18 protein-coding genes are annotated in these 23,693 nt (G+C 41.0%); 6 read left to right on the top strand and 12 right to left on the bottom strand.

All coding sequences use genetic code 11. The features are described 5' to 3' along the window. Positions 1–12: 12 nt before the first annotated feature. The 6 genes from WBW42_RS14590 to WBW42_RS14565 form a co-directional block, all read right to left on the bottom strand. The gene (locus tag WBW42_RS14590; RefSeq protein ID WP_032056774.1) at positions 13–549 is read right to left on the bottom strand and encodes a DUF3237 domain-containing protein; all 537 of its coding nucleotides are present in this window, start codon (positions 547–549) and stop codon (positions 13–15) included. Positions 550–606: 57 nt separating this feature from the next. After that, entirely contained in the window at positions 607–1,857 is a 1,251-nt protein-coding gene (locus WBW42_RS14585) for an OprD family porin (RefSeq protein ID WP_032056773.1), read from the bottom strand. A gap of 79 nt (positions 1,858–1,936) precedes the next feature. Then, positions 1,937–3,076: an acyl-CoA dehydrogenase family protein gene (locus WBW42_RS14580; RefSeq protein WP_032056772.1), complete on the bottom strand. Its 1,140-nt coding sequence runs from the start codon at positions 3,074–3,076 to the stop codon at positions 1,937–1,939. Between the two features lie 75 nt (positions 3,077–3,151). Next, positions 3,152–5,038 carry a feruloyl-CoA synthase gene (locus WBW42_RS14575; protein ID WP_171072108.1) on the bottom strand — a complete coding sequence of 629 codons (1,887 nt, stop codon included), beginning with the start codon at positions 5,036–5,038 and terminating at the stop codon, positions 3,152–3,154. 82 nt (positions 5,039–5,120) lie between these two features. Beyond that, a complete protein-coding gene (locus WBW42_RS14570; RefSeq protein ID WP_032056770.1) occupies positions 5,121–6,572 on the bottom strand; it encodes an aldehyde dehydrogenase in 1,452 nt (483 codons plus the stop codon). Between the two features lie 37 nt (positions 6,573–6,609). Beyond that, positions 6,610–7,449, bottom strand: a complete 840-nt coding sequence (locus WBW42_RS14565) for a p-hydroxycinnamoyl CoA hydratase/lyase (protein ID WP_169538806.1) — start codon at positions 7,447–7,449, stop codon at positions 6,610–6,612. Positions 7,450–7,698: 249 nt separating this feature from the next. Between WBW42_RS14565 and mhpT the strand changes: the two genes are divergently transcribed. The 3 genes from mhpT to WBW42_RS14550 all read left to right on the top strand — a co-directional run bounded on the left by mhpT (position 7,699) and on the right by WBW42_RS14550 (position 10,274). Beyond that, positions 7,699–8,931, top strand: coding sequence for a 3-(3-hydroxy-phenyl)propionate transporter MhpT (gene mhpT, locus WBW42_RS14560; RefSeq protein ID WP_017400394.1), 1,233 nt, complete (start codon positions 7,699–7,701; stop codon positions 8,929–8,931). 71 nt (positions 8,932–9,002) lie between these two features. Continuing rightward, the gene (locus WBW42_RS14555) at positions 9,003–9,458 is read left to right on the top strand and encodes a MarR family winged helix-turn-helix transcriptional regulator (RefSeq protein WP_032025797.1); all 456 of its coding nucleotides are present in this window, start codon (positions 9,003–9,005) and stop codon (positions 9,456–9,458) included. 123 nt (positions 9,459–9,581) lie between these two features. After that, a complete protein-coding gene (locus WBW42_RS14550) occupies positions 9,582–10,274 on the top strand; it encodes a GntR family transcriptional regulator (RefSeq protein WP_005802836.1) in 693 nt (230 codons plus the stop codon). Between the two features lie 43 nt (positions 10,275–10,317). Here the strand turns inward: WBW42_RS14550 and WBW42_RS14545 are convergent, their stop codons facing one another. The 5 genes from WBW42_RS14545 to WBW42_RS14525 form a co-directional block, all read right to left on the bottom strand. Further along, positions 10,318–11,262 carry a PDR/VanB family oxidoreductase gene (locus WBW42_RS14545; protein ID WP_032056769.1) on the bottom strand — a complete coding sequence of 315 codons (945 nt, stop codon included), beginning with the start codon at positions 11,260–11,262 and terminating at the stop codon, positions 10,318–10,320. A gap of 12 nt (positions 11,263–11,274) precedes the next feature. Next, a complete protein-coding gene (locus WBW42_RS14540; protein WP_032056768.1) occupies positions 11,275–12,351 on the bottom strand; it encodes an aromatic ring-hydroxylating dioxygenase subunit alpha in 1,077 nt (358 codons plus the stop codon). A gap of 233 nt (positions 12,352–12,584) precedes the next feature. Next, entirely contained in the window at positions 12,585–13,772 is a 1,188-nt protein-coding gene (locus WBW42_RS14535; RefSeq protein WP_032056767.1) for an OprD family outer membrane porin, read from the bottom strand. A gap of 12 nt (positions 13,773–13,784) precedes the next feature. After that, complete coding sequence (locus WBW42_RS14530) at positions 13,785–14,738, bottom strand: formylglycine-generating enzyme family protein (protein ID WP_080777042.1); 954 nt, start codon at positions 14,736–14,738, stop codon at positions 13,785–13,787. Positions 14,739–14,763: 25 nt separating this feature from the next. Continuing rightward, positions 14,764–16,449, bottom strand: a complete 1,686-nt coding sequence (locus tag WBW42_RS14525; protein WP_032056765.1) for an arylsulfatase — start codon at positions 16,447–16,449, stop codon at positions 14,764–14,766. Positions 16,450–16,822: 373 nt separating this feature from the next. Here WBW42_RS14525 and WBW42_RS14520 point away from each other — a divergent pair, with 373 nt between their 5' ends. The 3 genes from WBW42_RS14520 to WBW42_RS14510 all read left to right on the top strand — a co-directional run bounded on the left by WBW42_RS14520 (position 16,823) and on the right by WBW42_RS14510 (position 21,932). Then, positions 16,823–18,169, top strand: coding sequence for an MFS transporter (locus tag WBW42_RS14520; protein WP_032056764.1), 1,347 nt, complete (start codon positions 16,823–16,825; stop codon positions 18,167–18,169). 31 nt (positions 18,170–18,200) lie between these two features. Beyond that, entirely contained in the window at positions 18,201–19,481 is a 1,281-nt protein-coding gene (locus WBW42_RS14515; protein ID WP_032056763.1) for an OprD family outer membrane porin, read from the top strand. A gap of 252 nt (positions 19,482–19,733) precedes the next feature. Next, on the top strand, positions 19,734–21,932 hold the full coding sequence (locus WBW42_RS14510; RefSeq protein ID WP_032056762.1) for an OsmC domain/YcaO domain-containing protein: 2,199 nt from the start codon (positions 19,734–19,736) through the stop codon (positions 21,930–21,932). A gap of 64 nt (positions 21,933–21,996) precedes the next feature. Here WBW42_RS14510 and choxAB read toward each other — a convergent pair whose 3' ends face one another. Continuing rightward, a complete protein-coding gene (choxAB, locus tag WBW42_RS14505; RefSeq protein WP_005077030.1) occupies positions 21,997–23,667 on the bottom strand; it encodes a cholesterol oxidase in 1,671 nt (556 codons plus the stop codon). Between the last annotated feature and the right edge of the window lie 26 nt (positions 23,668–23,693).

Here is a 23,693-nt window from a genome sequence, read left to right as displayed (position 1 = left end):
TTATAAAAATTATTATTTCAGCGTATAGGCATCATAAATAACCGCTTTGCCCAAACGCATTGCACTACCTACCGCAACGGTCTGGTTAAGCCATGAGTATTTAGGTGAGCTGGTTTCAAACTGCATGGTAATTTTGAAATAGTAATTTTTCGGGTCGACATCTTTGCCTTGAGCAAGCTGTTTTAGTGTTTCTGCCGAGCCATGTCGGTAACCTTTGGTTTGAAGATAAATGAGAGCACCGTCATCGGTTTCTAACAAATATCGCGTATCAATAATGGCCAGCCCTTTACTGTCGACAATTTGCCAATCTGCACCATTATTTAAAATGCGGCCCTTAAGTGATTTCCCTTCAAATATCCCACCTGTAATGGGAATAATTCGGCGTTTACCTGCGTCACTGGTTGTGCCTAATTCCCAAACAGGCGCATTTAAATCAACACTGAATTTTGCTAAAGGCTCAAGCTGAATGGATGGTGGGCTATATTGAGTTTCGGCATGAGACAGGGCAATCAGAATCATTCCACAGAGTAGTGTTACAACTTTCTTCATGATGAATTTCCCGAAATAAAAAGAGGTTCTATGTGCGACAGAACCTCTCGTTTTGAATTATTTAAATTTCCATGTGTAGTCGATGTTGAGACGGGTTTCGTTTACAGGTTTGATATTGGCTGTAGAGAGCATGTTGTTGTCATAAATGGCGTAGCGTGCGCGTAACCCTAGATTTTTTAACCAGCCACTTTGAACGGTGTAGCCTAAATCAAAGTCTGTTTCGCGTTCTTTTAGATTGGTTCCACCTAAGTTGGATGCATAAATATTGTGACCTGTGGTGTAACGAGTCATAAAACGTAAACCCGGTACATAATCTTTAAAGTCATATTCATAACGGAAGCTATAGGCTTTTTCTTTTGGGTTTAAAAACTCGCCCGGCCATGTATCAATAAGAAGTCCAGTTTCACCGCCAGTCAAATATGGAAAGGCGGTGTCACCATGATGTTGGAAGGTTCCAAAAATAAATTTATGGTTTTGATGTTTGAGTTCGAAATGCGCATGATAGAGGTCATTATCTACTAAGCCTGCTTTTGCTTGTCCATCATCGCGGCTGCGGTAGTAACGTAATTGAGAGCTAAAATTAGTGGTGTCATTAATTTTGTGTTGGTGTAAAGCACCGACCATGGTTTGGTTATAAAGATCATCAACATCCATGTAGAAAGCGGTGAGTTTGAGTGCAGGATTAAACTGATAGTTTCCACCTAAATAATAAAGCCCATCAGTTTCGGCACTTTTAAATCGTCCATTCACCCCAGAAATTTTAATTTTTTCATAGTTGGTCGAATCCCGATGATTCACTTTGTCGAGATAGGCTGCCTGTAAATCAAAATCTTTAATATCTTTGCTGGTTAGTGAAATTCCTCGATAAGTTTGAGGAAGTAGACGCGCGGGTGAAGCTACTAAAACAGGATTCATTGGCATGAGCGTACCGATGCGTAGCTCGGTCTGGCTCATTTTCGCTTTTGCTGTGATCCCAATCTCGCCATAAGAGTCAGCAGGTTCATTGGTACGCGTGTCTCTAGGTAAGTTTCCTGTACCTCCGTGTTTGGCATCGGCATCGAGTTTAAAACCTGCCGTTGCAAGCACATCCAGCCCGAAACCGACAGTCCCTTCGGTATAACCTGAATTGGCTTTAAGAATAAACCCTTGTGTCCAGTCCTTGGCAGCAGGGTACGCGGATTGCTTTTGGTAGTCGCGGTCAAAATAGAAATTTCGTGTGGTGAGTTCTACTGAACTATTATCAATAAAACTGCCAGCCCACACTGAACCAGAGAGCATAAGGGTAGAGTACATCCATAATTTCGACATAGCATTTCTTCCTGAAATATCATTTTTTGTTTTCAACAAGGCATAGTTGTTGTGTGCCTTATTCGGTTTTTAAATCGAATTATTTTCCGAGCAGTTCTCGGGCCACGATTTCTTTCATAATTTCATTGGTTCCCCCATAAATTTTTTGTACTCGTGCATCCACAAAAAAACGTGAAATCGGATATTCCTGCATGTAACCGTAGCCACCAAAAAGCTGAAGTAATTGATCAATCACTTCACATTGAACATCGGTAATAAAGCATTTCAATGCGGCAACTTGAGTGACGCTTAACTGGTGTTGTTGATACAGCGCTGCACATTGATCTACAAAAGCTTGAGCGGCTTTTGCTTTGATTTGAGCGTTTGCCAGCACAAAGCGTGTGTTTTGCATTTGGCTTAAAGGTTGTCCGAAAGCTTTACGCTCCAGCACATAGTCTTTAGTAATTTCAATGGCGCCTAAAATTGACCCCAACGCCATCATGGAAATACTCAAACGTTCACGCGGTAACTCTTGCATTAAATAAGCAAAGCCTTGTCCTTCTTCACCTAAACGCTGAGTTGCAGGCACACAGACATCATCAAAAAATAGTTCGGCTGTATCTTGAGCATGTAGCCCGATTTTTTGTAATGAACGACCTTTTTTAACGCCGTCTAACGCAGCGTCGACTAAAAAAATCGAAATGCCTTTTGCTTTGGCTTGCGGATCGGTTTTTGCTACCAGAATGACCAGATCGGCATGCAAACCATTTGAGATAAACGTTTTTGAACCATTCACACGATAATGATCATTTTCTAAAATGGCTTGAGTGCGTATGGCCTGTAAGTCTGAACCAGCATTCGCTTCGGTCATGGCAATTGCAGTGACGACTTCACCTGTCACCATTTTCGGTAACCAATAACGTTTTTGCGCTTCAGTTCCAATATTTTGCAGGTAAGGAGAGACCAACTCATTTTGCCCACCAATGGCAACCGCCAAAGATGCAAAACCAGCTTGAGCAGTTTCTTGAACCAGCATGAGTGAGTAATGAACAGGAGCACCATAGCCGCCATATTCCTCGGGCACATCAACACACAAAAAGCCATTTTCCCCAAGACGAAGCCATAGATCACGTGGGATAAGGCCATCGTGTTCCCACTGTTCGTAATACGGGGCAACCTGTTCTTTTAAGAACCTGCGATAGCTGTCCCGGAATAGTTCAAATTCTGTATCGTGTGGCATGTTGAACCTTTTTTTAGGCAAAAGTGAGGCTAAGGCCCAAACCGAAGTTTGAGCTTCCTTTTTTATTTCAATTGCTTATTGCTTTAAGGTGGGTACCCGAATAATCAGTGGGTTTTCGGCCTGTTTTTGATAAAGCTCATCAATTAAAGCGGCACGACGTTTCGTAATACTGCTTTGATTGAGATTGCCTTTATCGGTTACTTCACCGGCATCTAACTGAGGTGGTTCGGTCATTAAATAAAGCATTGAGACTGTATTTGAACTGCCAGTCGCATCTTTATTAAAGGTCGTTAAAAATTGGCGGAACCATTGCTGGACTTTAGGATGCTGTAATATCTCTGTTGCAGAATGATCACCAAGCTTAAGACCTGCATATTGAGCACAAGCTTCTAATTTTGGAAAAATCAGAAAACCAACAGCATTCAGGTTTGAACCAGTAATACAAACATCTTGAATCAGTAAATTACCTTGAATGAGCACTTTGTTGCGTAATGTGCCGACATTCACAAAAGTACCTGTGTTGAGTTTAAAGTCTTCGGCAATTCGTCCGTCGTACATCAGACCTTTAGTTGGATCATTGATGTCGACTAAACGCACAGCATCACCCGTATGGAAAAAGCCTTCATCGTCAAAAACAGTGCTTTGCTGGTCTGCCTTTAGACGCCAATAGCCTTTCATGACGTGTTTGCCACGAACGCAAAACTCAAGTTTGTCACCACATGGAACTAGCTTAATTTCGCATCCCGGAGCAGGGTAACCAATAAAACCAGCCATCACGCGTGGACCAGTGGTAAAAGCACAAGAGGGAGCAGTTTCGGTCATGCCCAATCCGCTCATGATGCGGATTTTTTCTCCGCAATGTTGCTGAGCAATTTTATCGAGTCTGTTCCAGCCCGCTTCTGAGAGCGCAGCACCTGCAAAGAATAAAATTTTAACTTTGGCAAAAAAGCGGTCTCTTAATTCTTCATCTTTTTCTAAAGCTTCGGTGAGTTCTTCCCAACCTTTTGGCACATTTAAATAAACGGTTGGAGAAATTTCTTTGAGATTACGAATGGTTTCATCAAATTTTCCTGCAATGGGTTTGCCATCATCAATGTAAATGGTACCGCCGTTATAGAGTGCGATGCCGACATTGTGACTGCCGCCAAATGTGTGGTGCCAAGACAGCCAGTCGAGTAGGACAGGCGGCGTTTCTTCAAACTCAGGGAAAGTCTGCAATAACATTTGCTGATTAACACACAACATTAAATGTGTGGTCGGTACAGCTTTAGGTAATTTGGTTGAACCTGACGTAAATAAGAACTTGGCAATTTGGTTTTCATCAAGGGTTTGATAAAACTCTTGGACATTTGAAACAGGCGTATCTAAAAGCGATTGAAAAGATGTGCAGATCTGATCGCCCACAATGCCTTTATTGGTCACCACTTCAATATCAGGCGTAATACATGCCTGAATCGCTTTGGCAAAAGCTTGTCCATCGCTGGCATAGACCATACCAGGTGTAAGCACTTCAAACACATGTTTGAGTTTGCCAAAGTCTTGAGAAATCAGAGAGTAGGCAGGGGAAATAGCTGAGAAAGGTACACCCGCCAACATGGCAGCCATAGACAGTGTTAAATGTTCGAGATCATTACCACTTAAAATGACCAGAGGTCTTTCTTGGCTTAAATTACGATCATGCAAAGCTTGAGCAATGTGCCATGCACGTTGTAAAACTTCTGCATAACTCAGTTTGACCCATTCACCTTGAGCATTGCGTTTTGCTGCAAAAATATGGTCTGGTTTAGTTTGTGCAAAATGAATTAAACGATCTGTCAGTTTTTGTGGATACGGTTTTAATTGCTCTTTTGGGCTGATATAGAGCGTGTCATCTTTATGGTGATAATGAATATCATGTTGCCCTAATTTTACGAACCGTTCGCGGTCTTGTGATTGAGTGGCATTCATTTGCATTTCTTTCACTCCATGGAAAGCGCATCACTGCGCTTTATTTTTTTGCATCATGCAATTTTTATTTAATATGTCGGTATTCGCATTAGCCTGACTAAATCGGGTAATGACGTGATTGGGTTTGAATGGTAATCCAGCGTAGTTCGGTAAATTCGGCAACAGAGACTTTACTACCAAAACGTCCGTAACCACTCGATTTTGTTCCGCCAAATGGCATTTGAGCTTCGTCATGTACGGTTGCGCCGTTAATATGACAAATACCCGAATCAATCTGTTTAGCGACTTCTAATGCCTGCGAAATATTCTGGCTAAACACTGCCGAAGACAGACCAAACTCGCTGTCATTTGCCAGTGCTACGCCTTCTTCAATGCTTGAAAAACGTTGAACTGTGCATACAGGTCCAAATGATTCTTCGCGGTAAAGCAGCATGTCAGGTTTAATATTGAGCACCAGTGTCGGTTGCATGGTGGTATCTTCAATATGAATACCTAAAGGTAAGTCAGCACCTTTGTTTTGGGCATCTTCCAGCAAATGCTGAATACGGTTTGCAGCACGGCGACTTTCTAAAACACCGAGTACATTATCTTTTGAGGTTGGATTACCTGCCTGAATAGAGCGAGTTTTCTCAATCAGCTTTTCAATAAACTGGTCGGCAATTTTGTCTTGAACCAAAACACGTTCGGTCGACATACATATTTGCCCTTGATTAAAGAATGCTCCAAAAGCAACTGCATTTACGGCTTCATTAATGTCAGCTTCATTTAAAACCACAACAGGGGCTTTACCACCGAGTTCGAGTAAAACAGGTTTTAAATATTTGGCAGCAGTCTCGGCAATAATTTTTCCGACTTTGGTTGAACCCGTAAAATTAATACGCTTCACGGCTGGGTGAGACACTAAACGCTCCACGATTTGTGGTGCATCTTCAGCGGCATGCGTAATTACATTCACCACACCTTCGCCAAGACCTGCTTCATGTAACACTTCACCAATTAAACGATGTGTTGCTGGGCAGGCTTCCGATGCTTTTAATACAACGGTGTTGCCACAAGCCAAAGGCATAGCAAGCGCACGTGTTGCCAAAATGACAGGGGCGTTCCAAGGTGCAATGCCTACAATCACACCACAAGGAACCCGCACACCCATTGCAAGATTGCCCGGCACATCTGACGGAATCAGACTTCCGTCAATTTGTGTGGTCATGGCTGCGGCTTCACGTAACATGTTGGCAGCAAGATGAACGTTAAACCCATACCATGTTGCAGTTGAACCTGTTTCTTGCATTCCAGTTTCAATGAATTGCTCGGTTTTTTGGTCCATTAAATCGGCTGCTTTTAATAAGCGTAAGCGACGTTCGGTAGGCGAGAGTTTCGACCATACTTTAAAAGCTTGTTGTGCCGATTCGATTGCACGGTCAACATCTTCCAGTGTTGCGGCAGCAGCTTTACTGGCCACTGATCCATCAATTGGGCTAATACGCTCAAAAGTTGCCTGATTTGATGCATCAACAGATCGACCGTGAATAAGTAACTGTACATTTTGCATGGGTTGTGTCCTTACATTGCCATTAAAGTATCAAAAGTTAACCAGTGCGTTTATAACTCTGTAAACCCGGTTTAATTGATTTTTCATCTAAAAATTGTTTCAAACCTTCTTGGCGGCCATTTTCTGTATCGCGGTGGATACATTGATCAAGTTTGGCATATAAGTAGTCTTCGTTTTGGTCCCATGTCAGTTCACGGCAACGCTTAAAGCCATTTTTAGCGGTACGAAGAACTACAGGGTTTTTCTCAAGTAGGCAATTTGCAAGTTCAGTCACTTCTGCTTTTAATTGGGCAAGCGGTACGCTTTTATTCACAAGGCCCATGGTTTCAGCTTCTTTACCACTAAAGGTTTTACCCGTCATGATGTAATACAAAGATGCACGGTGACCTACGGTATCTGCCATTGCTTTGCTTACAAGGTTGCCCGGTGGGATGCCCCAGTTAATCTCAGATAAACCGAAAGTTGCTTCATCTGCTGCAATTGCTAGGTCACAAGCCACTAAAGGTGAGAAACCGCCTCCAAAGCACCAGCCGTTGACCATAGCAATGGTTGGTTTTGAATACATACGAAGAAGTTGCCACTGCCAGCGACAAGAGTCACGGCGAATACGTTCTTGGAAAATTTCAGGCTGAGTGTCGACTTCACGGAAATATTCCTTCAAATCCATGCCTGCTGTCCAAGAGTCACCAGCACCCGTCAAAACTAAAACACGCGCATCTTGATCAAGCTCAAGAGTTTCGAGCACATCAATCATTTCACGATTGAGTGTTGGGCTCATGGCATTTTTCTTTTCTGGGCGGTTTAGTGTTACCCATGCAATTCCATCTTCAACTTTGACATCTACTGTTTCCCAGCGGTTTTCATAACTCATCTTCATACTCCTTGAATGATTTTTAGCTGTTCTGGGATTTAATCTAATATCAGTTAAACTTACATTCAAGTCTTTTTCATAAAATTTCATAAATATTTTTTAATTCATTGTATTTTAAATGTTAATTATTTTTTAAATTAATTTAATATAAAAATATGTTGATTTTTTAGTAAGTTTAACTGATATTTTTTGGTGTGTTTAAACAACAATACACAAAGGGCTAAATGGAACGACTAGTCAATAAAGGACAACACAATGGAAAAAATATCAGGACAGCCTTCAAGGGCAAAAATCACGTTGCTACTGTGCTTTGCCATAGCAATTTTTGAAGGGTTTGATCTTCAATCAATGGGGGTAGCCGCTCCACGCATGCGGGCTGAGTTCATGTTAGACAATGCCCAGATGGCGTGGGCGTTTAGTGCTGCAATTTTAGGGACGTTACCAGGTGCAATATTAGGCGGTCGGTTTGCTGATATTGTCGGGCGTAAGAAAATTCTGATTTTTAGTATTTTACTTTTTGGAATTATGTCTTTGCTAACGGCTTATGCTGCTAACTTCAGTTTGCTATTACTCATTCGTTTTTGTACAGGTTTAGGAATGGGTGGAGCACTTCCGATGATGATTACACTTGCCTCTGAAGCTGTACCTGACCAGCACAAAGGCACCGCAGTGAGTATTATGTATAGCGGCATTCCTTTTGGCGGATTACTCACTTCTGTGGTTGCGATGTCGTTGGCAGGCGATGCAGAGTGGCGTCATATTTTCTATATTGGTGGGATTGCACCTATTTTACTCATTCCACTGATTATGCGCTTTTTACCTGAGTCAAATGATTACCTGCAACGTAAAGTTCAAGCGCAAAAAACGACACCATTCTTGGAAGTTTTATTTGCCAAAGAACGTCGTATGTCAACCATTCAGCTTTGGGTCAGTTTTTTCTGTACGCTAGTCGTACTGTATTTCTTGTTGAACTGGTTACCGTTGCTGATGGGTGCGCAAGGCCTATCAAAACTACAGGCAAACTATGTACAGATGGGCTACAACGTTGGCGGAATTTTAGGTTCAATCCTCATGGGCGTATTGCTTGATAAATTACGCATGAGCTTTGTGATTAAGCTGATTTATCTCGGCATTTTATTTTCGCTTTGTTGTTTAGCAATTTCTCCGACCGTTGCTTTACTTGCACTTTCGGCAGTGGGCTGTGGCTTATTTATTGTAGGTGGACAATCCGCTTTGTATGGTCTGGCAGCAATGTATTATCCAACTGAAATGCGGGGAACTGGTGTAGGTTCAGCAGTTGCAATTGGCCGTATAGGTTCTTTTGCTGGGCCTTTAATGGCTGGCTTTTTACTCTCACTTGGACAAAGCTCGACCATCGTGATTGGTTCAAGCATTCCAGTGATTTTAATTGCAGCGATCTCTGCATTACTTCTTGTCAAAAAACCTAAACAGCCTGTACATTTAGTACAAAGCTCAGGTGCTCGCTAAGTTTTAACGAAAGTATGGGGGTTAGAACCTCATACTTTCACTACAGATTTTCTTATGATGATTGAAAGGTTATGGTACGTTCGAATTTAGTTCCAAAAAAAGTAGAAGATGAGCCTAAGTTAAGTTATATGATTGCTCGTGTTGACCGAATTATTAGTAAACATTTAACAGAACATTTAAAAGAGCTTGAAATTACCTTGCCGCAATTTACTGCACTTTCTGTTTTAGCTTCAAAAAGTAATTTATCCAATGCCAAGCTTGCTGAGCGCTCTTTCATTAAGCCGCAATCAGCCAACAAAATTTTGCAAGATTTACTGGTGAATGGCTGGATTGAGAAAAAACCGGACCCAACACATGGCCGCCGTATTTTAATTACGCTGACTGAAAGCGGTATTGAAAAGTTAAACAAATGCAATGAAGTGGTTTTAAAAGTTGAAGAAAAAATGCTTGAAGGCATTGATATTAACCTGGCTTATTTAATCCGTAATAATCTCGATATTATGGTCAATAATCTTAAAAATCTTTGATTGAATGTAGTTTGCGATTTAATTTATTAAACGTAGTACACATGCTTAAGCACTGATTCACACAGAAAATTTATTTCATTTTACAAATGAACTTGCTAGCATCGAAGTGACGTTTTTGGTGATGTGTGGCAGCGAATGTCTTCAGGACAACAAGTTTTACTTAAACTAAGAAAAATGATTATTTCAGGGGAACTTGAAGGCGGTGCCAGAATTGCCGAAATTCCGACTGCCGAGTTACTTGGTGTTTCAAGGCAGCCTGTTCGTATTGCCTTTCGGTTGCTCGAGCAAGAAGGCCTCCTCATTAAAAACCCAACTCGTGGTTACACGGTTCGTGAAATTTCAGAGCAACTTGTTCATGATGCGCTCGAAGTACGCGGTGTGTTGGAAGGGTTGGCTGCGAAAACTTTGGCAGAACAAGGCTTAAGCGAAGAGCAGAAAAAGACGCTGCAACATTGCATTCAAGAAACTGAAAAACTATTTAATGAAACAGACGAGTTTGGTGATGCTGAACTGGAACGTTATCACCATTTCAACGTCATTTTTCATGACACGATTATTGAAGGCGCGCAAAACGTCGCACTCATCCAAGCCTTAGCGAAAAACAATCAATTGCCGATGGCGTCTGCTCAAGCCATTACCTATGACCAGAATCAAGCTTTGTCTGAATATCGTCGTTTGCACTATGCGCATTTACAGCATTGTTCGATTTTCGATGCATTGGTACATCGTCAGGCAGGGCGTGCTGAAACTTTAATGCGTGAGCACAGTAGTGTGGTGATTTTGGGTGAAACGCTAAGAAATGTTCTCAGCGCTTAAGGTGAAAGAAGTTCCTTTATTTCTGAATAAAGGAACTTGGGTATTAAAGCTCAATCACAAGATGTTTAGTTTTTGCACGAGAACAGCAGGGCGTAAACTGGTCATTCAATGCATGTTCCTCATCGGTCATAAACATATCTCGATGATCTGGAGTGCCTTCTACTACACGGGTAATGCACGTACCACAAATACCTTGTTCACACGAAACAGGAATATCAAAACCATTTGCAATTAATGCTTCTGTTGCTGTCTGCTCTGGTAATACTTCAATTCGGCGGCCCGTACCTTTCACTTCAATGGTAAAAGCTTCATCGTTGGACGTATCTATCTTTTGAGCAACAAAATGCTCTTGATGTAACTGTTCGCTATGCCAATCTGCTTGTTCGGCCGAGCTCATGACAAACTGCATAAACCCTGTAGGTCCACATACATATAAGTGTTTATCAGGTGAAGATTGGCCCAAAGCCTCTGCCATATTACATTCGGTGTCTGGTTGGTCTTGAATGTGAAAATGAACTTGCTCACCAAAGTGCTCGGTTAAATTGCCATAGAAGGCAATCATTTCATGACTACGAACAAAGTAGTGTAATTCAAAAGGAATATTGGCCGACTTAAGCCGATATGCCATCGACAAAATAGGGGTAATACCGATACCACCCGCAAATAAAACCGCTTGTTTGGTTTGAGGATGAATTTCAAATAAATTACGCGGCTCACCAATTTTTAAATGATCGCCTTCACGATATTCGGTGTGGATGCAACGTGAGCCACCGCGTGAATTGGCATCATGTAAAACGCCAATCACATAACGATGCTTTTCAGTGCAGCAGTTTGAAAGTGAATATTGACGGGTGAGGCCGTTTTTTAGGTGCACATCAATATGCGCACCTGCTTCAAAACTCGGTAGCTCTGTACCATTTGCTGCAACCAATTCAAACGCACGAATGGTCGGGGTAAGCTGGTGAATTTTTTGAATGATAACGTCCATGTTCATGCTCCTTTAAATAATCCGAATGTTTGGAAACTTCTGTGCGGACGTTTCAGGAGGTGTTTTATTTTCTTCGGCAAGTAGTCGGTCAATGACCTTACGGGACTGGACACCGCCTGCGTCGATGTTGAGCATTAGTAACTTGCGATGTGGGTTGTTTAAAATATTTTGTTGTTGTTGCTCCAGCATTTCTAAATCTTCAGTAAAGATTTTGCCTTGACCTTCACGAATTTGATCGGTGAGTTCAGCATTGTCTGGCTGGAAGTTACGTGCCATTCCCCAGAAATACCAGTGAGAGGTTTCAGTTTCTGGTGTAATAAAATCAACCACAATTGAGGAAACTTTTTTGTCACTTGGTGCGTGATAACCACCATGTCCGGCATGCGCTACACCCACTTCAATATGAACATTACTTGGTGCAAAGAAGTGACAACGTTGCCAACGGTCAACTGGTACATCGTCTGCCAAGTGATTACCGCGAAGGGCCATTTGCCAAAATGGAGGTGCGATCACATTTTCCATATAGCGTTCGGTAATCACATGATCACCGTCAACTTTAGTGACTGGCAGGGCTTCATCAATTTCTTTTTGTCCAATACTGCTGGAGTGAACATAGGTTTCGTGTGTTAAATCCATCAGATTATCGACCATCAAGCGATAGTCACACTGAATGTGAAACAGGCCTCCGCCATAGCTCCATTCAGGATGATCTGCCCATTCTAAAGTTGGCAGTTTTGCTTCATCTGCTAAAGCTTTCTCGCCTGGCCATATCCAAATAAAACCGAACTTTTCGACAACTGCATATGATTTGTTGCAAGGGAAACCGTTTACACGTTGGGCTGGCATTGAAACGGTCTTTCCGTCACAGCCCATTACTAAGCCATGATATCCACACACAAGGTTTCCATCTTCTACATAGCCAAGTGAAAGTGGGGCACCGCGATGGGGACAAAAATCTTCAACGGCTGCAACTTGATTTTCTTTGCCACGGTAAAAAACAATTTTTTCACCACAGATGGTGCGACCTAATGGTTTGTCTTGGATTTCTTCTGGACGGCAGGCAACATACCAAGCATTTTTAATAAACATTGTGACGACTCCTTATCACTTATTGGATCCAATTTATAACAAACAAAAATATTGGTCAATTGATAAGCAGTATATTTTTTAAAAAATATTGATCTTTTTATTTGATTGTTTTGTAGATTTTTAATTGCTATTAAAGACTTTTGTATTTACTTTGAATTTTAGAGGCTAAATTTTATTCATCTTAATTTGGATCCATAATGACTGTGGTTAAGCCATTATGGGAGTGTGGAAATTTAGAAATTAACCGTGTAGTGAAGCATCATGCGCTGTTCATCCAGACTTTTGCCATGTTTGGTGTCGTAGTTAATATTTAAGAAAAGAAACTTAAGATTTTTAATCCAAGCATTGAGATCATACTGAATCAACACATCACTTTCTTGTTCAAAGTCATTTTGATTCATTGTTTGAAATGAATCGCCATAAATATATTTGTAGGTCACTTTTAGACCCTTGATATAGTCTTTAAAGTCATACGAGGCAACGAAATGATAAGATTTTTCATCTGCTTTGGTAAACGCGCCTAAGGTCCAGTTCACCATGTGCGGGATGGGCATATTGTCGAGTTTTGGAATACCATCTTTGCCAAAGTTTTCTTGATAGCCAATTCCAGTTGTAAAGTTTCCATGTTTAATGAAATGCATGGCCCCTACAGATGTATTGTCATATTCGCCAAGCTTTGATTTGCCGACATCGTCGTGGCGAAACACACGTAATTTTGTGGTGTGCTGCTTCGTCCATTGATAATCAAAAGCAAAGTAACTTTGATTGATGAGATCTGTTAAGTAACCATTATAAAATTTCCAATGATATCTAGGTGTTTTGCCGTCCCATTGAAAGAAATAGAGCCCGTCAGATTCATGTTTTGATATGGCGAGTTTGTGGTAGTCCTCCTCATTTTTTGGTGAATAACGGTTAATCAAACCCAGCTCGAAATTTTGTTGCGGTGTCTTATATTTTAATTCTAAGCCTTTATAGTTCACGCGTAATTGATGTGTATCCACTTGTGGCGTAAGTGGTGAATCGGGAGTGATTTCACCTACATTCATGCGAAAGTTTTGATATTCAACTCCAGCACCTAAGCCATATTTAACTTGGTCTTGTGCTTGTTTCTTGGTGTTAGGGTCAAAGGGTATGACCATATCATTGGTGTGTTGGTCGCTACTTAGACGATAAGCATATTGAATGCTTGGATTGAGGTGTAGTTGAACCTCATTCAGTTTGGTTGACCAGTTGCCACGATAGATCAGACCTTGGCTCAAGCTATGAGTATCGGGGCTGGTCCCATTTTCATATTGTCTGTCGAAGTTGAATGTTTTTAGTGTGAGTGTATTTTGAAAATTAACATCGACTGCACTATGAGCTAAACAGCAGGCAAGGGTCGTCCCTGAGAAGAAAATCCCATAAATAAAAATATGCTTCATTTTTAAATCCGTTTAAAAGCGTTTTACTGTTCTAAATCCGACATGGCTGGTGGCAAGGTCGAGTTCTTGTGGATGCCTCGCGGCAGCACGATAACGCGCGCAATAGTTGGTTGCACATAAATAAGACCCACCTTTAATCGTGTATTGCAAAATCTGTTCGTGACTTTGCCGATATTTCGATGGATCTCCCATATGATGATCTCTTGGACCTGTATAGGGTGTTTGCGTCCATTCCCATACATTGCCAATCAAGTCGTATAAGCCAAATGGGTTTTTGCTAAAACAACCAACAGGAGCTACATCCTTAAAACCATCTTCCTGAACATTTTTATAAGGAAATTCACCTTGCCAGAAGTTGGCTGCAATATGACCTTCATGAGTAGGGCCAATATCGGAGTTTTGCTGAAAACCTTTGGCTGCATATTCCCACTCAAGTTCGGTCGGTAAGTCATGACCCAGCCAGTTTGCATAAGCGTAGGCATCATTCCATGTCACCATGCGAACAGGCTCGTGAGGTGCTGGTTGTTTAGGGTTGTTTGGGCCCCATGGGTGTTTCCAATTGGCCCCTTTTTCAAATTTCCACCACTGTAATTCTTCAACTGGATGATCTGGCTGTACAAACATAGCTGCGCCGCCTTGCTTCTCTGCATCGGTGACATAACCCGTTTGTTTAACAAACTCTTGAAATTGAGCATTGGTGACTTCAGTCGCATCAATTAAAAAAGCGGGAACTGAAGTTGCCTGTAAATTTAATGGGCGTTCATCTTCATAACCTTGTGTGGTGCCTAAAACAATTTTTCCTTGAGGAAGTTTGACCATGCCGGCTTCTTTATTATTGGGCCAACCCGAAGGAAGGCCCGAATAAGAAGAACATTTAGCTTGAGTGCCTAAATCGGGTAAGGTGGTTTGTTCTAGTTGAGGTGTGGTTTTTTGGCATGCACAAAGTAAGAGGAACGATGAAAGCATCATGATCTGTTTCATCTGGTTTTCCCTACTTTTTATTGTATTGCTCAAAATCCACGACACCATTTTCGTCTGCATATCTTAAATATTTGTCATTTAAGACTTTGACGATTTCAGGATGGGCTGCATAAACATTATGTTGCTCATTAAAATCTGTTTTTAAATTGTAGAGCTCCCAGCCATGGCTCTTAAATTTAGAAGGTGAGTTTTCAATAAGTTTCCATTGGTCAGTTTTGGCGTAGCGGCTGCCATGCAATTCTTTAAAGTCATAATAATTAACAGGTCGAATACGGGCAGTATTATCTTTAAACGCAGGGATCAGACTAAAACCAGATGGTTTAATTCTGGTGCTTGAAGTTGGATAAACCTGATTATTTTGAATACCCGCTAGTTCCATTACAGTTGGGAATATATCTCTGACTGTCGCAAAGTTATTGTTAATTCCACGTTGTTTGGAAATCTGCACAGGCGATTTAACAATAAATGGAACTCGTACTCCGCCTTCTGAAGCAGCTGACTTCCAGTGGGTAAATGGTGTGCTGCTCACTTCGGCCCAGCGTGGACCCATATAAACATATGAACTGGCGTTGCCTATATTTTCATAGCGATTGTCGGCATCACCCATTGGGAAATTGTGATCACCACCTTCAGCGCCGTTATCTGACATAAACACTATCAAAGTGTTGTCATATAAATGATGCTTTTTAAGATATTGAATGACATCACCCACGCGGTCGTCTAACTGGGTAACCATGCCCGCATAAACTTCCATTTTACGCGCTTCATATTTGCGCTCTTGTGGGGTGAGTTCATTCCAGCTTTTGGTGCCTAAAGCTTGGTTACCACGCTCGACTGGGTATTCTGCATTTGCAGGAATTAATCCTAATTGCTTTTGTCTAAGAAAGCGTTGTTTACGAATTGCATCGTAGCCTTGATCGTATTTACCTTTATATAAGTCTCTATAATGAGAAGGTGCTTGTAGCGGCCAGTGTGGAGCGGTATAGGCTAGGTAGGCAAAAAATGGTTTTTGCGCTTTATTTTTGTCTAAGTATTCAAAAGCTTTTTGTGTAAAAAAGTCGGTTGAGTAGTAGTTGTCAGGCAAAGTGGTCTTTTGACCATTTTCAGTGTATTGAGTATTGCGCGGATAGTTTTTAGGTTGGTCTTTAAAGTGTAAATCGAAGCCATCGAGCAGAGCAAAAGATTGATCAAAACCACGGGCTTTAGGGTTTTGTTCGGGAGCATAGCCTAAGTGCCATTTACCGACCATGAAGGTGTAATAATCTTTTGTCTTTAAAATCTCTGCGAGTGTGTAAGCATTTTGCGTTAAGTGTCCTGAATAGCCATCAATTTTGAGTAGTGCAAGCGGGCTATCGGCGCCAACCAATTTTTCTTGTCGTTTTGAAGTTTCATACATCGCACCTAAACCTACCAAGTGGTTATCGGCACCTGTCATAAGCTGTGCACGAGTAGGTGAGCACATTGATGAAGCATGAAAATTAAAAAGCATTTTTCCTTGCTTTAACAGGCTATCAATATGAGGGGTTTTAATTTCGCCGCCATAAGCGCTAATGTCTGAGAATCCAAGATCATCGGCCAAAATAATCATGATGTTAGGTGGTTGTTGATTTTTTGGAGGTGCTGCTTGCGTTGTGTAAAACAATTGGCTGGCAAAAAAAAGTCCTAATGTAAGCTGACTTACTCTTTTGAGTTTCATAACAACAATCCTTTGATGTTTTATAAATGCATCTTGCATTTCTTGGAGATAAATAAAGTATTTTTTGGCTAAAAAATGCTCTGGAATCGATCATAATGGATTTTTTAATATGGATCCATAAAAATATTCAAGCATTCTAATTTTATGTTTTTAATAATTTTATACTTATATAATTTATGTGTTTATATACTTTTTAATAATCCATTTATAATTTTAGTTGATTTTTTGGATCCAAATATTCAGTATAGAAAAAGAGCAGGATGCTCAAGAAATAAATATTCCTCTAGGTCATTATGGATACGGATATGCATAACCACCCAATCGCTCATATCAGCAATGTCGTGTGTATGTCTTATCCAAGGGAGATACACAAATGGAAAGAGACGTTCTAAGTGAGATCAATCAAAACAACATGAGCCGTTACCAATGGTTCGTCATTTTGATCTGTATTTGTCTCAATATTATTGATGGCTTTGACGTGATGGTAATGGCATTTACCGCTCCATCCGTGTCAGCAGAATGGTCACTTTCAGGCGCACAAATTGGCTTATTGCTGAGTTCAGGTCTTTTTGGAATGGCTGCTGGTTCCATTTTTCTCGCGCCTTTAGCCGATAAAATCGGTCGCCGTTTACTCATCTTAGTTTGTCTTGTCATTGCAGGTCTGAGCATGCTGGGCTGTGCTTTTGTACAAAGCCATGGCATGTTAGCTGCACTTCGGTTTATTACAGGAATTGGGGTGGGCGGCATCCTTGCTAGCAGTAATGTGTTGGCAAGTGAATATGCCAATGCTCGCTGGCGCAGTCTTGCAGTGAGTTTAATGTCTACTGGTTATGGAATTGGCGCGACACTGGGCGGAGTACTATCACTGGCATTGATTGAGCATTTAGGTTGGCGCTCAATCTTTTTAGCAGGTGGCATTACTACCATTGCAATGCTGGTAATCAGCGCATGGTTATTACCAGAATCTTTAGATTACTTACTCGCGAAACGACCAAAACAGGCACTAGAACGAATTAATGCCACTGTAAATCGTATGGGGCTAAACGAATTACCAGTTATGCCGCATTATGAAAAAATCAGCACGCAAAATGGTAGTGAACTGGGCAAGTTATTTACTGGACAACTTGGATTTCAAACACTTTGTTTGTGGTTTGCATTCTTTTTAGTGATGTTTGGCTTTTACTTTGTGATGAGCTGGACACCAAAAATTCTTATTTCAATGGGGATGTCTCCACACCAAGGCGTAAGTACCGGTATTTTAATTAGTATTGGCGGTATTTTCGGGGCAGCTATTATTGGTTTATTGGCATCACGCATGAAAATTTTCTATGCCTTAAGTCTATTTTTAGGGCTAACCTCGGCATGTGTTTTCCTATTTGTCGCAGTCTCATCTCAAGTCAGTATTGCACTCATGGTGGGGTTATTACTTGGCACTCTCATCAATGGCTGTGTAGCAGGTTTATATTCGATTTCTCCAACAATTTATGATGCCGAAATTCGTAGTCGCGGTGTGGGCTATGCCATTGGTTTTGGACGAATTGGGGCAATTTTATCGCCAACGGTCGCAGGCATTTTTCTGGATAAAGGTATAGCACCCGCAACGCTGTATGCCTATTACGGTGTGGTGTTTATTTTGGCTATTTTCCTGATTTTAAGTTTGGGTAATGCTTTTTACCGCAGTCAAAAAGAGCAAAACTACTCTCTTAAAACAGCACCTTAATCCATTAAAAATTAAATAGTTGAGATAAAAAATGAAAAAGACACCATTGTGGGTGGGGGTATGCTTGTGCCCATTATTTAGTCAAGTTGTGCATGCCGAATTTCTTGCAGACAGTAAAGCTGAGCTAACACTACGTAATTTTTACTTTGACCGAGACTATAAAAAGGATCCATATCCCTATACAGCAGGTAGAGATTGGGCGCAGGGTATAATTTTTAAAGGACAGTCTGGTTATACCGAAGGAACAGTTGGGTTTGGTGTTGATGTACTGGCAATGGCAGGTTTTAACCTAATGGGAAGCCGAGCTGATGACTATGCACGTAGTGGTTTATTACCAGTGAATACCGATAACTCGCGTGATGATTATTATGGAAAAATAGGTATTACAGGAAAGGCTAAATTTAGAAAAAATGAGCTTTTTGTGGGGGATTTAGTTCCACAATTACCAACCATTTTTTCATCGCCAGCGCGTTTGTTCCCTCAGACTTATCGTGGTATCCGCTTTGTTTCAAATGAAATTCCAAATCTTCAACTCGAAGGCTTTTATGTCGACGAAGTACGGCAACGTGATTCGATTCGCTATACCGATGTTGGAACAGACAATATCAACCATCGTTTTGACAAAGCGGCAACCACCGATTCTTTTTATACGTTGGGAGGAAGTTATCAGTTAAAGGATTATCGTCTACGGGCTTACCATGCTGAACTCAAAGACATTTACCTGCAACAATTTTTAGGTTTTAACGGCAAACAACCTTTAAATGATCAACTTAATTTTTTAAGCGACGTGCGTTTTTTTAATAGTGAGGAAACTGGAAGCAAAAAAATAGGAGAGGTCAATAACCGCCATATTAGTGGCTTATTTGGTTTGAACTATCAAAATCATACGATTTCTTTGGGCTACATGCAGTCGTTTGGCTCGACTGGTTTACCATTTTTGTCGGGAACCGAAAGTCCGGTTGCGCTTGATTTTATGAGTTCGGACTATTCAAATAAAGACGAAAAAGTCTATTCGATTCGTTATGAATATGACTTTAAAAATGCGCGGGTAGGTGATGTTTCATTAAACGGACTGCGCTTTATGACTCGCTATGCAAAAGGTGAAGACATTGATTTACTGCAATATGGCGATCAGCGTTTTAAAGAGGAGTCGATGGAATTTGATTTAGGCTATAAAATTCCTGAAGGTAAGCTAAAAGGTTTGGGAATGCGAGCTCGTTTTTCTCACTATCGCAACGATATGCCTACCAATATGACCTTTCACTCGACAAATGAAACGCGGTTGAATGTTGACTATACCTTTAAATTTTAACGTTCAATATTTAACTAAATTCAAGACCAGTTAAAACATTGTGAGCAGCAATGTTTTAACTTTAGTTATCAACTTCACAAAATCCCTCTATAATACCGCCAATCTTATTAAAGCCAATTGAGTCGTTCATTAAACACATGGCTTTAATCTCTCATTTTTTTAAGTCAATTTCTTCGCTGTGATTCGGCTTATTTTTCAATATTTAGAATTTTATGTGTCTGTGCTGACACATAAAAATATTTAGGTGCCAGCATGGAAATCAAGGTTAATTATCTCGACAATCTTCGACAGGAAGCTAAGTTCGATGACTTTACGGTAATTGCCGATCAACCAATTCGCTACAAGGGTGACGGTTCGGCACCGGGCCCATTTGACTATTTTTTAGCATCGTCAGCATTGTGTGCAGCGTACTTTGTAAAAGTGTATTGTGCAGCTCGAGATATCCCAACCGATAACATTCGTTTATCGCAAAATAATATTGTTGATCCTGAAAACCGTTATAAGCAAACCTTTAAAATTCAAATTGAATTACCAGCCGATATTTCAGAGAAAGATCGCCAAGGGATTTTACGTTCGATTGACCGTTGTACTGTTAAAAAAGTGATTCAAACTGGTCCTGAATTTATTATTGAAGAAGTGGAAAGCATCGATGCAGATGCACAAGCATTGTTATTGCCAAGTCTAACTTCAGAAAGCCATACCTATATTCAAGGTAAAGACCTGCCATTAGAAGAAACCATTGCCAATATGTCTGCCATTTTGGCAAATTTGGGCATGAAGATTGAAATCGCATCTTGGCGTAATATCGTGCCGAATGTATGGTCATTACACATTCGTGATGCACAATCTCCGATGTGCTTTACCAATGGTAAAGGTGCAACTAAAGAAAGTGCTTTGGCATCTGCATTGGGCGAGTTTATTGAGCGTTTAAACTGTAACTTCTTCTATAACGACCAGTTCTGGGGTGAAGATATTGCGAATGCTGAATTTGTGCATTATCCAGATGAAAAATGGTTTAAACCGGGTCCAAATGGTGAATTACCTAAAGAAATCTTAGATGAATATTGTCTTGAGATTTACAACCCAGATGATGAGTTACTGGGCACGCATTTATATGACACCAACTCAGGCAACGTAGAGCGTGGCATTTGCTCGCTACCTTTTGTGCGCCAGTCTGATGGTGAAGTTGTCTATTTCCCATCAAATTTAATTGAAAACTTGTACTTAAGTAATGGTATGAGTGCGGGTAATACTTTGGCAGAAGCCCAAGTTCAATGCTTATCAGAAATTTTTGAACGTGCTGTTAAACGTGAAATTTTAGAAGGTGAAATCGCACTTCCAGATGTTCCTGAAGACGTATTAGCAAAATATCCAAGTATTGTTGCTGGTATTAAAGGTCTAGAAGAGCAAGGCTTCCCTGTATTAGTTAAAGATGCATCATTAGGCGGTCAGTTCCCTGTAATGTGTGTGACTTTAATGAACCCGCGCACGGGTGGGGTGTTTGCATCTTTCGGTGCGCATCCAAGTTTTGAAGTTGCGTTAGAACGTAGTCTGACTGAATTACTTCAAGGCCGTAGTTTCGAAGGCTTAAATGATTTACCTCAACCGACTTTCCAAAGTAATGCAGTGACCGAACCGAATAACTTTGTTGAGCACTTTATTGATTCAAGCGGTTTGGTATCTTGGCGCTTCTTTAGCTCTAAATCTGACTATGACTTTGTTGAATGGGATTTTTCTGGCGAAGGCGAAGAGTCGAACGCAGAAGAAGCTGCAACATTGTTCGGCATTCTCGAAGAGATGGGCAAAGAAGTATATATGGCAGTCTATGAGCATTTAGGTGCGACTGCTTGCCGTATTTTAGTACCAGATTATTCAGAAATTTATCTTGTTGAAGATTTGATTTGGGATAATACCAATAAAGCACTTTCATTCCGTGAAGATATTCTAAATCTACATCGTTTGGATGATGAACAGCTTGAGGCATTAGTTGAGCGTTTAGAAGAATGCGAGCTAGACGATTACACTGAAATCACCACGCTGATTGGCATTGAATTTGATGACAATACAGTTTGGGGACAGCTCACCATTTTAGAACTGAAATTGCTAATTTATGTGGCTTTACAACAGTTTGAAGAAGCAAAAGAGCTTGTAGAAACTTACTTGCAATACAACACCAACACCGTTGAGCGTGGCTTGTTCTATCAGTGCATGAACGTGGTGCTTGAAGTGATGTTAGATGAAGAACTAGAGCTTGAAGACTACCTTACGAATTTCCGCCGTATGTTTGGTGACACACGAATGGACGCGGTATTAGGTTCTGTCGATGGTAGCGTTCGTTTCTATGGTTTAACACCAACAAGCATGAAACTAGAAGGGCTTGATCGCCATTTACGTCTGATCGAGAGCTATAAAAAATTGCATGCAGCTCGCGCTAAAGCCGTAGCGATGTAATTTAAAAAGCGAAATAAAAAAGCCTATTTTTAAATAGGCTTTTTTTATAAAACGACTCGCTAGTTTAAGCAGAAGCTTTGGTGGTCTCTATGGTTTCTGCATCTACTCTATGATCTTGCTGCTCATCCAAAGTATGTTTAGCCGGAATATAAGACATTGCGCGTTCTGCAAGTGCTGTAATGGTAAGACTTGGGTTAACGCCCAAATTGGCACCTAACATTGAACCATCCACAACGTATAAGTTTTTATAGTTAAAGACACGGTTTTGTCCATCTACCACGCCACGCTCTGGACTTGAAGCAATTGCACAACCACCCATACAGTGGGCTGTAAAAGGTACGTTAAACAAAATTTCGGTAATGGTCGTCATTGGGTGACCATTAAACATTTTGGCAACTTTTTCGGTAAAAGCATTGGCCTGTGGAATATACACAGGTAGTTTTTTACCTTCGCTCGATAACACCTTGCCAAAAGGCCAGAACCAATTACGTTTCAAGCGCATGTTGATGGAGGCATCTGCTGTTTGCATCACCAAGAAAATTAAAGTCTGACGTGCAAAACTGACCGGATTACTCATGCGAAGAAAAATAAATGGATGGCAAATGAGTGCCCATAACCAAAAGAAGATACGTGTCCAACCCGGTTTACCTTTCGCCATATAAGTACACATAAGACCCATGGCATCTGAACCAGTTTGGTAACGTGTTGCTTCAATGTGGGTGTCATGGTCAATGTAAATACTTGAACCAATGGCCACACCTTTACTCATGTCGACATCTTTACCAAAAAAACGAACACCTAAAATTGACTCAGCATTAGTACGAACCCGATTGCCCAAATCATCAGAAACATTTGGCAGAGAACCAGACTGTTTTAAACGGAATAACATCTCTTGCGTACCCAAAGAAGATGCAGAGAAAATCACATTTCGAACACACCATGTACGGCGTTGTTTGTTAAACCATGAGCTTGAACATTCAGTCGTAACTTCATAGCCATCGCTGCCATCGGCTTTACCATTAAGTGGTTTAACATCAACAACTTTGGTTTCTTCGTAAACCTTGGCACCATTTTTTTCGGCAAAGTACAAATAGTTTTTATCTAAGGTATTTTTTGCGTTGTGTTTACAACCTGTCATACAACCGCCACATGCGGTACAGGTTCCGCGGTCTGGACCTTCGCCGTTAAAATATGGGTCAGGGTAGGTCTTGCCGCCTTGTTCACCTTCGGGTGGAAAGAAAGTGGCAACACGAGTGGGTTTAAATGTATGACCAACACCGACTGCTTCACCCATTTTTTTTAGCATATGATCGGCAGGACCGAAAATTTTATTATCAGTCACCCCAAGCATGCGTTCTGCTTCAGCATAGTGCTGTGGCATTTCATTTTTCCAGTCCGCTGCATCTGCCCACGTGCCTTCATCCCAAATATGTTCAGGTGGAACCAGTAAGGTATTGGCATAGGTGATTGAACCGCCACCTACAGCATTACCGCAAATAATGGTGACATGGCGAAAAAAACGCATGTTGAAATAACCAAAAAGTTTCATGCCCGGACGCCAAATCCAGCGACGGGTATTCCAGTTATTTTTAGCAAAATCTTTAGCTTCCCAGCGTCGTCCCATTTCCATTACAGCAACAGAGTAGCCTTTTTCGGTTAGACGGCAGGCAGAAACACTACCACCAAAGCCTGAACCAATAATGAGGTAATCATAGTCATAATTGTTTGTTGTCATGCCGAGGACTCCTCTCTGGCGATATT

Source organism: Acinetobacter sp. LT1, assembly GCF_059800965.1.
The sequence above is the reverse complement of the archived record's forward strand: the minus strand, read 5'-3'. Positions and strand labels throughout refer to the sequence as shown.

Coding starts and splice junctions, on each gene's coding strand:
- WBW42_RS14555 (WP_032025797.1), top strand. CDS start 9,003: ATGGTACGTTCGAATTTAGTTCCAAAAAAAGTAGAAGATGAGCCTAAG.
- WBW42_RS14585 (WP_032056773.1), bottom strand. CDS start 1,857: ATGTCGAAATTATGGATGTACTCTACCCTTATGCTCTCTGGTTCAGTG.
- WBW42_RS14525 (WP_032056765.1), bottom strand. CDS start 16,449: ATGAAACTCAAAAGAGTAAGTCAGCTTACATTAGGACTTTTTTTTGCC.
- WBW42_RS14565 (WP_169538806.1), bottom strand. CDS start 7,449: ATGAAGATGAGTTATGAAAACCGCTGGGAAACAGTAGATGTCAAAGTT.
- WBW42_RS14520 (WP_032056764.1), top strand. CDS start 16,823: ATGGAAAGAGACGTTCTAAGTGAGATCAATCAAAACAACATGAGCCGT.
- WBW42_RS14510 (WP_032056762.1), top strand. CDS start 19,734: ATGGAAATCAAGGTTAATTATCTCGACAATCTTCGACAGGAAGCTAAG.
- WBW42_RS14535 (WP_032056767.1), bottom strand. CDS start 13,772: ATGAAGCATATTTTTATTTATGGGATTTTCTTCTCAGGGACGACCCTT.
- WBW42_RS14515 (WP_032056763.1), top strand. CDS start 18,201: ATGAAAAAGACACCATTGTGGGTGGGGGTATGCTTGTGCCCATTATTT.
- WBW42_RS14570 (WP_032056770.1), bottom strand. CDS start 6,572: ATGCAAAATGTACAGTTACTTATTCACGGTCGATCTGTTGATGCATCA.
- choxAB (WP_005077030.1), bottom strand. CDS start 23,667: ATGACAACAAACAATTATGACTATGATTACCTCATTATTGGTTCAGGC.
- WBW42_RS14580 (WP_032056772.1), bottom strand. CDS start 3,076: ATGCCACACGATACAGAATTTGAACTATTCCGGGACAGCTATCGCAGG.
- WBW42_RS14545 (WP_032056769.1), bottom strand. CDS start 11,262: ATGGACGTTATCATTCAAAAAATTCACCAGCTTACCCCGACCATTCGT.
- mhpT (WP_017400394.1), top strand. CDS start 7,699: ATGGAAAAAATATCAGGACAGCCTTCAAGGGCAAAAATCACGTTGCTA.
- WBW42_RS14530 (WP_080777042.1), bottom strand. CDS start 14,738: ATGCTTTCATCGTTCCTCTTACTTTGTGCATGCCAAAAAACCACACCT.
- WBW42_RS14590 (WP_032056774.1), bottom strand. CDS start 549: ATGAAGAAAGTTGTAACACTACTCTGTGGAATGATTCTGATTGCCCTG.
- WBW42_RS14540 (WP_032056768.1), bottom strand. CDS start 12,351: ATGTTTATTAAAAATGCTTGGTATGTTGCCTGCCGTCCAGAAGAAATC.